Consider the following 4956-nt stretch of genomic DNA (forward strand, 5'->3'; position numbering starts at 1 on the left):
CATCGCCGGCGGTCCCGGCGTCGGCGGCCCCGGGCGGGATGCCGCACGCACCGGCCGCCTCCGGCGAGGCGGTCACCCCGGCGAAGGAGCGCACCCCGACGAAGAAGGCGACCTCACCGGACGGGACGCCGACCTCCGCCCCCACCCCGACCCCGTCGGCATCGAAGCCGGCCCCGCCCGTCTCGTCGCCGCCCTCCTCGAAGCCGACTCCGCCTGCCTCGTCGCCGCCCCCCTCGAAGCCGCCGACGTCGTCGCCCCCGGTGTCGGAGCCGCCGCCTTCCACCGACAACACGGCCGGCACGGACGGCACGACGGACTGAACACCCCGTCGCCGCCCGCCGCGTTTTATTTGCAAGCGCGGTGCAACCGATCCGGTCCCGTTGGTCTCTTGCTTGGTGAGAGCTTTCTGGTACGACGTGATGCGAGTGGAGCAATGGGCATGGGCCGCGGCAAAGGCAGCATAGGGATCGCACTTCTCGTGGGCGCGGTACTGGCGGGGACGAGCGCGTGCGGGGGTAACGCCTCCGCCTCCTCCACGCCGGGCGCCGCGGCCAAGCCGGCGGCCAAGACGGCCGCGAGCCCGAAGCCGACGCACCCGGCAGGACCGCCGATGCTGCTGGACACCATCGCCCCGCAGGACGGCGCGACCGTCGGCGTGGCGATGCCGATCTCGGTCGTGTTCACCAACCCGGTGGCGTCCTCGGCCAGGAAGGACGTCGAGAAGCACCTCAAGGTGAGCGCCTCTGAGCCGGTCAACGGCGCCTGGCACTGGTTCGGCGACAAGCGCGCCGACTGGCGGCCCGAGCACTACTGGAAGACCGGTACGAAGGTCAAGCTCGACGCCGACCTCACGGACGTGAGCAACGGCAACGGCCGCTACGGCACCCACGGTTACGTCCACGCCTTCACCATCGGCGCCGACGTCGAGGCCTCCGTGTCCGTACCGGACCACACGATGAAGGTGACCCGCGACGGCGCGCCCGTACGTACCCTCTCCGTCGACGCCGGCAGCCCGAGTTTCCCCTCCTGGACCGGCACGATGGCCGTGATGGACAAGGAGAAGTCGGTCCATATGACCTCGTGCAGCGTCGCCATCAGTTGCACCCCGGGCGACCCCGACTACTACGACCTGACGCTGCCGTGGGACGTCCACCTCACCAACTCCGGTACCTACCTCCACTACTCGACCGGCGACCCGAACCCCGGGCACAGCTACGGCTCGCACGGCTGCGTCCACCTGTCGCTGTCCGACGCCGAGTGGTTCTACGACTACGTCCAGCAGGGCGACCCGGTGACCATCACCGGCTCGACGCGCAAGAAGGCGGAGCCCGACAACGGCTACGCGTCCTTCAACGTGTCCTGGTCGCAGTGGCTGGAGGGCAGTTCGTCCGGACAGGCGACCACGGCCTCCCTCTGACCGGGCGTGCGATGCTGTATACAGATCAAAATTATTGTATGCAGCTCACCGCGTGGGAAAGAGGCACCATGCTCAGCAAGCAGGAAGCCGCCGAAGCCGTCCGGGGCGCGAAGGTGCTCACGGGTGTGACCTGGGCCCAACTCGCGGACGCCGTAGGCAAGCCGCTCGCATGGACGACCGCCGCGCTCCTCGGTCAGCACCCGATGGGCAAGGAAGAAGCCGAGACCGCGGCGGCGCTCCTCGAACTCGGCAAGGACGAAGCCCTCGCCTTCCAGCTCCAGCCCACGCGTGGGGCGCTCGACTCCGCCGTACCGGTCGACCCGACCATCTACCGCCTGTACGAGGTCGTCCAGGTCTACGGACCGACCATCAAGGAACTGATCCACGAGCAGTGCGGCGACGGCATCATGAGCGCCATCAACTTCCGGCTGGACGTCAAGCGCGTCCCCGACCCGGCCGGCGACCGGGTCGTGATCACCCTGGACGGAAAGTACCTCCCGTACCAGTGGTGACCGTGCCCTCCAGCAGCGCCTGCGTGAGGAGCCCCTCGTGGCGCGCGATGTGGGCCACCGACGCGAGGTAGAGGACGTCGTGTCCGTCGGCGATGTGCCCGGCGAACGCGGCGTTCCCCTCGCGGGCCCGCGCGTGCATATGGCTGACGAGATGTTCGAGACGCTCCTCGGCCGTGGCCGCCACCACGGCGCGGTTGTCGGCGTCGAGCCCGTACGCGTCGGCGAACAGCCTGAGCCTGCGTGCCTGTTCGCCGACCGGCAGGGTGAAGTCCTCGTTGTCGGCCGCCGCCAGCGGGACGAACCGGCAGGCGGCGTAGGCGAAGTCCCAGACCCTGGGCCCGGGATGCGCGGTGTCGAAGTCGATGAAAGCGACCGGTTTCCCGTTCCGGAACACGCAGTTGTACGGCGCGATGTCGCCGTGGCAGATCACTTCGGCGGGCTCGCGCGGCGGGAAATACCAGTGGGCGTCCTCCGGCGGGGTGAAGCCGGTCGTCGCGTCGTGGTAAGTCCGCAGCAGTGCGGCCACCTCCCGTAGGGCGGCGTCCGTCTGTACGTAGCCGGGGAGCGGGTAGTCCGCCACCTCGCCGGGCACATGGTCGAGGATTTCCCGGCCCTGTCCGTCGAGACCGTGGGCGCGCGGGGCACCGGTGAAGCCCGTAAGCGCGAGGTGGTCGAGCAGGGCGTGGACGGCGGGGGTCCAGGGTCCGGCGGGCCGCCGGACGGTCGACCCGATCCGTACGACGTCGTTGACGCCTCCGCCGGGCAGCGCCTCTTCGTCGGCGTCCGTTTCCTGCGGGGCCGTCTCCTGCGGGTCCGCTTCCCTCGGGTCCGCTTCCCTCGGGTCCGCTTCCCTGGCGTCCCGCACTTCGCCGGTGGTCGCCGCCCGGTCGGGGGTCGTCATACGCGTCTCCTCAGCTTCGTCCCACGGCTTCGCTCGGCGATGGCGTGGACTTGTGGCGCCTACGTCATGTCTGGCGTCAACCTGGTGACGAACACCGCAAAACAGCCGATACCGACGACTGTAACTCCCGTTCCCGGCCCTCAGCTCGCGGTCGTGTCCGAAGTCGTGTCCTTGGACGGGTCCGAGGTCGTGCTTGTGGTCGTGCTTGTGGCCCTCCGTGAGCGGCGCGAGCGCCAGACCGAGCTGCCGGTCCACACCAGCCCGGCACCGGAGCAGGCCAGCAGCGCCACGCCGATCCACAGGTCGCGCGTGGCGTCGTGCGCCTGGACGGCCTTCTGCTGCTCGTAGCTACGGGTGCCGCCGTTCTGGTTCCCGCCCACGATCACGCCGCAGGAGTCCCCGGGGTGCATCGGGCCGGGTACTTCCTCACCCTCGCTCCAGGAGGGCACGTTCTCGCCCGGACAGATGATCTTGTTTCCCGGGCCGTTCATCCCACCCGTGAACAACGCCAGACCGGGGAGGAGGAGCAGTAACGACAGATACAGAACCCAGCCGGGGCGGGCGGTCCGTATGTGGCTCATACGACCTCCCCCGTGGGCCTGCCGCCGCGCCAGATGTCGTTGAGACGGGCGACCGTGACGAGGACGGGGAAGAGGATGACCAGCCAGGAGAGCCAGCTCCCGGGCGTCGTGAGCGACCCGGTGACATGGGGGATGGCGGGGTTGATCACCCGGGCCTGCCAGGCCAGCCAGGCGAGCGGCAGGCTCCCGGCGAGCGTGAGCACCGTACCGATGACGGCGGTCCCCCGGCTCCAGCGGCGCAGACGCACATTCACCACCTGGAGAACGACGGCCAGCACGATCACCGCCATGAAGTAGGGAATCCACCCGTGCCACAGCGCCGGGTCGATGACGGGTACGGGCGAGCCTGCCGTGTCGGTCACCGGCGAGACCCACCGCTCCACCACGAGCAGCGCGATCACGAACGCGGCCTTGACGCCCACGGAGGCCACATCGCTCCACCCGGCGGGCCTGCGCACCTCGGGCCGGGGCAGCAGGTCGGGGGTCCATCCGCCGCTGTCCGCGGAGCTTCCCGGACGGGAGGCGACCGCCCGGTCCACGACCGAGAACAGGACGATCACCCCGACGGCGAGATACATCGCCACCGTCATCGTCGAACCCAGGGGGCTGAAGACCGCCTCGGCCACGTTCGCGCCGGAGGCGTACTGGACCAGGGCGAGCACGACGTATACGAGGGGCAGCACCGTCATGGCCAGCCCGCGCAGCGCCCGTACGCAGTCGGGGTACAGGTCGGGGCCGATGAGCGCGAGGGGGCGGGTGGCGTAGCGCGAGGCCAGCCGCGCGGGGTTGCCCAGCTCGCTCAGCGCCGCGTACTCGGCCTCCTCCGGGCTCTGGCCGCCCTCGACGCGGGCGTCCGTACTGTCGCCGATCGCCGCGCGCAGCTCACGCTCGATGTCGCGCCGCTGTTTGTCGGGCACGCGCCGCGTGACGGCGGTGAGGTAGCGGTCGGTCAGGGTGGCGGTCATGGCTTCTGTCCTTCCGTCGTTCGCGGAACGAGCGATGTGGGATCGAGCGGTTTCGGATCGAGCGTTTCCGGATCGAGCCGGGCCAGGGCCGCGCCGATGGTCTGCCACTCGCTCTGGAGCGCCTCGGCGAGCCGGATGCCGTCGTCGCTGGTCCGGTAGATCTTGCGCGGGCGTGACTGGGTCGTGTCCCACTCGCTGGTCAGCAGGGACTGGCTCTCCAGCCGGCGCAGCAGCGGGTAGAGGGTGTTGGCCGCCACCGGGACTCCCGCGCGTTCGAGGACGTCCAGCAGCCCGTAGCCGTATCCCGGTTCCCGCAGGGCGAGCAGGCTCGCCAGCACCACGGAGCCGCGCCGCAGCTCCTGCCGGTGCGCGTCGAGCACCTCAGATTCGTTCACGAGCCACACGATACTGTGTGACGCACACTATCGTCCAGAACCCATCAATGGGTCGGTGAGGGCCCATCACGAGGTCGTCGAGAGGTCGTCGAGGGGCCGTCCCGTCACTGGAAGCGGCGCGAGTGTGTGCAGCGGTGCGAACAGGACCGCGGCCGAGGGGCGGGACCGCGGGCAGGGCCTAGGAC

Annotated in this window: 6 protein-coding genes and 1 pseudogene; 2 read left to right on the top strand and 5 right to left on the bottom strand. The window is 70.1% G+C overall.

All coding sequences use genetic code 11. The annotated features are described in order from the left end of the window. Positions 1-301, bottom strand: a pseudogene (locus QR77_RS46980) (hypothetical protein); the annotation flags it as partial. Between the two features lie 138 nt (positions 302-439). Here QR77_RS46980 and QR77_RS29010 point away from each other — a divergent pair. Together QR77_RS29010 and cynS are read left to right on the top strand one after the other, a co-directional pair. Beyond that, positions 440-1417 (top strand): L,D-transpeptidase, encoded by a 978-nt coding sequence (locus QR77_RS29010; RefSeq protein ID WP_040024980.1) that lies wholly within the window; start codon positions 440-442, stop codon positions 1415-1417. Positions 1418-1485: 68 nt separating this feature from the next. After that, positions 1486-1929 carry a cyanase gene (gene cynS / locus QR77_RS29015; RefSeq protein WP_040024981.1) on the top strand — a complete coding sequence of 148 codons (444 nt, stop codon included), beginning with the start codon at positions 1486-1488 and terminating at the stop codon, positions 1927-1929. On the opposite strand, the gene QR77_RS29020 is transcribed toward cynS, so the two are convergent. From QR77_RS29020 to QR77_RS29035, 4 genes are all read right to left on the bottom strand, one after another. Further along, positions 1892-2830: an aminoglycoside phosphotransferase family protein gene (locus QR77_RS29020; protein ID WP_078877277.1), complete on the bottom strand. Its 939-nt coding sequence runs from the start codon at positions 2828-2830 to the stop codon at positions 1892-1894. The genes cynS and QR77_RS29020 overlap by 38 nt on opposite strands. Before the next feature lie 140 nt (positions 2831-2970). Then, positions 2971-3411: a hypothetical protein gene (locus QR77_RS29025; protein WP_040024982.1), complete on the bottom strand. Its 441-nt coding sequence runs from the start codon at positions 3409-3411 to the stop codon at positions 2971-2973. Beyond that, entirely contained in the window at positions 3408-4376 is a 969-nt protein-coding gene (locus tag QR77_RS29030; RefSeq protein ID WP_052489130.1) for a permease prefix domain 1-containing protein, read from the bottom strand. Before QR77_RS29030 ends, QR77_RS29025 begins: the two co-directional genes overlap by 4 nt. After that, a complete protein-coding gene (locus tag QR77_RS29035; protein WP_052489747.1) occupies positions 4373-4771 on the bottom strand; it encodes a PadR family transcriptional regulator in 399 nt (132 codons plus the stop codon). The genes QR77_RS29030 and QR77_RS29035 overlap by 4 nt, the downstream gene beginning before the upstream one ends. Positions 4772-4956 lie beyond the last annotated feature (185 nt).

It is taken from the genome of Streptomyces sp. 150FB, from assembly GCF_000818195.1.
GTDB lineage: Bacteria > Actinomycetota > Actinomycetes > Streptomycetales > Streptomycetaceae > Streptomyces.

Coding starts and splice junctions, on each gene's coding strand:
- QR77_RS29025 (WP_040024982.1), bottom strand. CDS start 3,411: ATGAGCCACATACGGACCGCCCGCCCCGGCTGGGTTCTGTATCTGTCG.
- cynS (WP_040024981.1), top strand. CDS start 1,486: ATGCTCAGCAAGCAGGAAGCCGCCGAAGCCGTCCGGGGCGCGAAGGTG.
- QR77_RS29030 (WP_052489130.1), bottom strand. CDS start 4,376: ATGACCGCCACCCTGACCGACCGCTACCTCACCGCCGTCACGCGGCGC.
- QR77_RS29020 (WP_078877277.1), bottom strand. CDS start 2,830: ATGACGACCCCCGACCGGGCGGCGACCACCGGCGAAGTGCGGGACGCC.
- QR77_RS29010 (WP_040024980.1), top strand. CDS start 440: ATGGGCCGCGGCAAAGGCAGCATAGGGATCGCACTTCTCGTGGGCGCG.